Below are 3,723 nucleotides of genomic sequence, written 5' to 3' on the forward strand. Positions count from 1 at the left end.
TTGGGGATTCGGTTCATGTTTGCCTCCATTCCCAAATTCTACGGAATGTTGGCGTCTACTTTCTCCGACCGGCCTCAAACTGCTGGTCGTACAGCAGGTCACGGCTTCACTCTCCGATGTTCAGGTGGTTGAATGTGACAAGGCAGAGAAGAGCTTTGCCATCCACTACGTTGCCGATTTACGTCCGGCGGACGGCGACACGCGTCGCACTTGTTAATGCTTCTAAAGTGTATTCCTGCACCTTCCTTAACGGAGGTACAGCTGTCGAGACAGTCGCTGGTTCCATTGCGCTCCCGTCGAGCGACCTGTATATGCGAACCCGTCAGTGCACCTTGAGCGGTGTTGGGATGCAAGCGGCGCTGACCAGTTCGCAGCGGTCGCCAGTTGCCGATCGCTCGACTCTCACCCGGACGACGTTCGGTACCATGGCTAAGAGCTCGCGGTAAATAAACGCGCATAGGCTTTCGAGCGTCGCCGGCCCGAGGCCAGGCACCTCGTCCAGAAAGTGATGGTCCAGCTGATTACGCACTCGATTTATGTGAGCATTCAGATCGCCGAGGTCGAGTATCATGGCCGAGCGGGCATGCGGCGCGCCGCGCACTGTTACCTGCGCTTGGTAAGTATGGCCATGGATCCTGCGGCTACCTTCAGCATCCAGTTCGCGGTCGAGCGTATGGGCTGCCTCAAAGAAAAATTTTTGGCTAAGTTCGTAGAACATTGGCACTTCTTCCATTTCTGAATCCTATCAGCAAAAACTTCGAATTCGTCACCGAGAACTCTTGCTGTTCTGGGCGTCGCCGGAGAATGCCGCCAGCTTTACAAATGTCCTATGTCAAGGGTGCGCTACTACCGTAGTTAGAGAGCGAAACACGAAACCGCCGACTGCGGGATGAACTCCTTTATGCGACTTGTACGTTGGAAGGCAGAGCAAATGCCATCCCCATTCGACCGACGTCCCAGATGAAACCCGCCAGCTCGCGCGCGACAGCGATGATGGCGACGTGCGCGGTCGATCGATCCAACCCGAACGGCTAAACAGCCTAAGATTGTCGCGGACGCGAAAAACGGTCCGACCTACGCGCGCCGAGGTCAATTGGTTCTTGCTTGGCCGCTGGCCCTCCCCGTAACGTACCCACAAAGCCGCTCCCGCCGTGGGTGCTAAGTTCGGATGGAGTTCGTCCCGCTTGGTTCGTCAGGCTGGGATCTGCACCAAGGTGCACCATCTCAAGCGCAATATCTCTTAACACACGTTCACTTCGAGTTCCGCCTGTAGATTCTCCATATCTCTTGCAGATCATATGCAGCGGTGTGTTCCCATCTTCATTGCGACCATTCAAAATTCTCGCGCGATCCGCAGAGTTTTGCTCCTGTAACCTTGTGAACAACGAGCGCGCCATATCTTCCGTCTCCTTCGCGTTTCCATCCTTTGCACCTATAGCTTCTCGTCCGGCCGTAGTTCCAAGATGGTGGAAGACCGAATTTCCTTTCTTGGATAGTCCGACAAGTTCCATTAGCGGCGCTTGCCGCAACACCGTTCTCGCGTCACCCGAGTGCCCGCTTTTGACACGTGTGCGAACGTCTTTGCTGAGTTTGGAGTCGATAGTCTGGGTCGTTAGGGAAGGGCGTGTCGGCCGGTCCTGACGAATATTAAAAAGCGCTCTCAACTTAGATCCCAAGTTCGGCTGTGGCGTGGCGTTCAGGGGCGCAACGAGATGCTGCTCTGGCAACAAGGCGTCGGTGGAACCATGATCCGAACCAACATCCGAGACTCGTGGGCTTTCACTTCGTACACTTGGCATATCAATCAACTTCTATGAATGAAGGAACGCTATCGTTGCACTGTGAGACGCTTGTCCTGCCTCACCGGCACGAACCCGGTGCGTATTACACGAATCGCGCTCTGCACCGTTCGCCGGGACTTCGCGCTGGCGTACAGACAACTTACGCCAGGCCTGCAGTTTCTTCACCTGCAGTACCAGGGCGATCACGCCGTTTCCGTTACCAGTAACAAAAAGCCGATCGCATGGACCGGCTCTTCAACAACCGCTACATTGCGAAAAAATCAGGCGGAAATTGGTCCCGCATGCGAAACATCGTAAGCGCTAAATCTGGCACACGGAATTGGATATACGCCCATGCGGAGTGCGAGGTTCTGGTACGTCGGCAATTGACCAGGTCCGCGCGTGATCAGGCGGGATTGCGTGTCCGGGCAATGAGCCTGGCGCAGTTGAACGGCAGGAGATCGGTGACGTCGGCATCCGGCGCGCGCTGCGGCAATTCGGTGAGCACGTGCAGCAGGTATGCGTAGGGTTCGACGTTGCAGGCCCGACACGAATGAAAGGGACTTCCCCATCCCGAGGGTTCGGCGGAAGCCGTGACCCGGGATCGGCGTACGATTGTTCGGTCCCGATCCTCCAACCGCGTCGACATCAGGGGAAGTTCATGGCTATTGCAACTTTAGGAATCGATCTTGCAAAGAACGTCTTTGCCGTTCATGGCGTGGACGAGGCTGGCAAAGCCGTCCTGATCAAGCCACGCGTTATGCGCGATCAACTGGTGATACTCATCGCACAACTTCCGCCTTGCCTGATCGGCATGGAGGCCTGCTCTGGTGCACATCATTGGGCGCGAATGTTCAAGCAGTACGGACACACAATAAAGCTTATAGCGCCGAAACTTGTCGCCCCATACCGTATGTCAGGCAAGCAGGGCAAGAACGATGCGGCTGACGCAGCTGCCATCTGTGAGGCTGTGACCCGGCCAAACATGAGATTTGTGCCGAAGTGGCTCGCCTGAAGATGGAGCGGGATATTTTAAAAAAAGCGGCCGCGTACTTCGCCAAGGAGTCGATGTGAAGTACGCGTTCATCGAGCGCAATCGACACCACTGGCCGGTCTCGGTGCTATGCGAAGTGCTGGAAGTCAGTCCCAGCGGATATCATCAGCGCCGGCAACGCACCGCACAGGCCAAGCCGCACCGGGGCCGCGTGAGTGACGACGCACTGCTGGCAAACATCAAGGCGATTCACGCGCAGGTCAAAGGCGAATATGGCTGGCCGCGCATGTGGAAGGAACTGCTCGCACTTGGCGTGCGCGTGGGCAAGGAGCGGGTTCGCAAGCTGATGGCTCAGCATGGCATTCGGGCTCGCCACAAGCGCAAGTACATCGCGACAACGAACTCGAACCACGATTTGCCGGTTGCGCCAAATCTGCTCGCGCGCAACTTCACCGCCACCGCCCCGAACCAGGTCTGGACGAGCGATATTACTTATTTGGCGACAGCCGAAGGCTGGGTGTACCTCGCGGTCATCATCGACCTGTTTAGCCGGCAGGTGGTGGGTTGGTCGATGCAGCCGCACATGAAAGCGGAGCTGGTCACGGACGCGCTGCGCATGGCATGGTTCCGACGCCGTCCACAAGCCAGCGTAATCGTGCATAGCGACAGGGGCAGCCAGTATTGCAGCGGCCTGTTTCAGGACACGCTGAAGGCCTACGGCATGCGTTCATCGATGAGCCGACGTGGCGATTGTTGGGATAACGCGCCAACGGAAAGTCTGTGGGGTTCGTTGAAGGTAGCACGCATGCATGGCCGACACTTCGCCACGCGGCGTGCTGCAATGGACGAGGTGATTGACTGGCTCGGCTTTTACAAGTGCGTTTCATACTGCCCAACCTCGCTATGTTGTTGATAAATCTAGAGAGCCCTGTTGTGTCGTTGGTATCG

At 56.7% G+C, this 3,723-nt stretch carries 2 protein-coding genes and 3 pseudogenes; 3 read left to right on the forward strand and 2 right to left on the reverse strand.

Translation table 11 applies throughout. The features are described from left to right. A partial coding sequence (locus QYH69_RS35660) for a hypothetical protein (protein ID WP_308836311.1) occupies positions 1–217 on the forward strand: 217 nt, incomplete at its 5' end. A 105-nt stretch (positions 218–322) separates the two neighbouring features. On the opposite strand, the gene QYH69_RS35665 is transcribed toward QYH69_RS35660, so the two are convergent. Continuing rightward, on the reverse strand, positions 323–718 hold the full coding sequence (locus QYH69_RS35665; RefSeq protein WP_308836312.1) for a 6-carboxytetrahydropterin synthase: 396 nt from the start codon (positions 716–718) through the stop codon (positions 323–325). Positions 719–2,187: 1,469 nt separating this feature from the next. Beyond that, positions 2,188–2,334, reverse strand: a pseudogene (locus tag QYH69_RS35670) (transposase domain-containing protein); the annotation flags it as partial. Positions 2,335–2,442: 108 nt separating this feature from the next. Between QYH69_RS35670 and QYH69_RS35675 the strand changes: the two are divergent. Together QYH69_RS35675 and QYH69_RS35680 are read left to right on the forward strand one after the other, a co-directional pair. Next, positions 2,443–2,781, forward strand: a pseudogene (locus QYH69_RS35675) (transposase); the annotation flags it as partial. Then, positions 2,778–3,649, forward strand: a pseudogene (locus tag QYH69_RS35680) (IS3 family transposase); the annotation flags it as partial. The pseudogenes QYH69_RS35675 and QYH69_RS35680, both read left to right, overlap by 4 nt. Positions 3,650–3,723 lie beyond the last annotated feature (74 nt).

The sequence above is a fragment of the Paraburkholderia sp. SARCC-3016 genome (assembly GCF_031119615.1).
Taxonomy (GTDB): Bacteria; Pseudomonadota; Gammaproteobacteria; order Burkholderiales; family Burkholderiaceae; genus Paraburkholderia.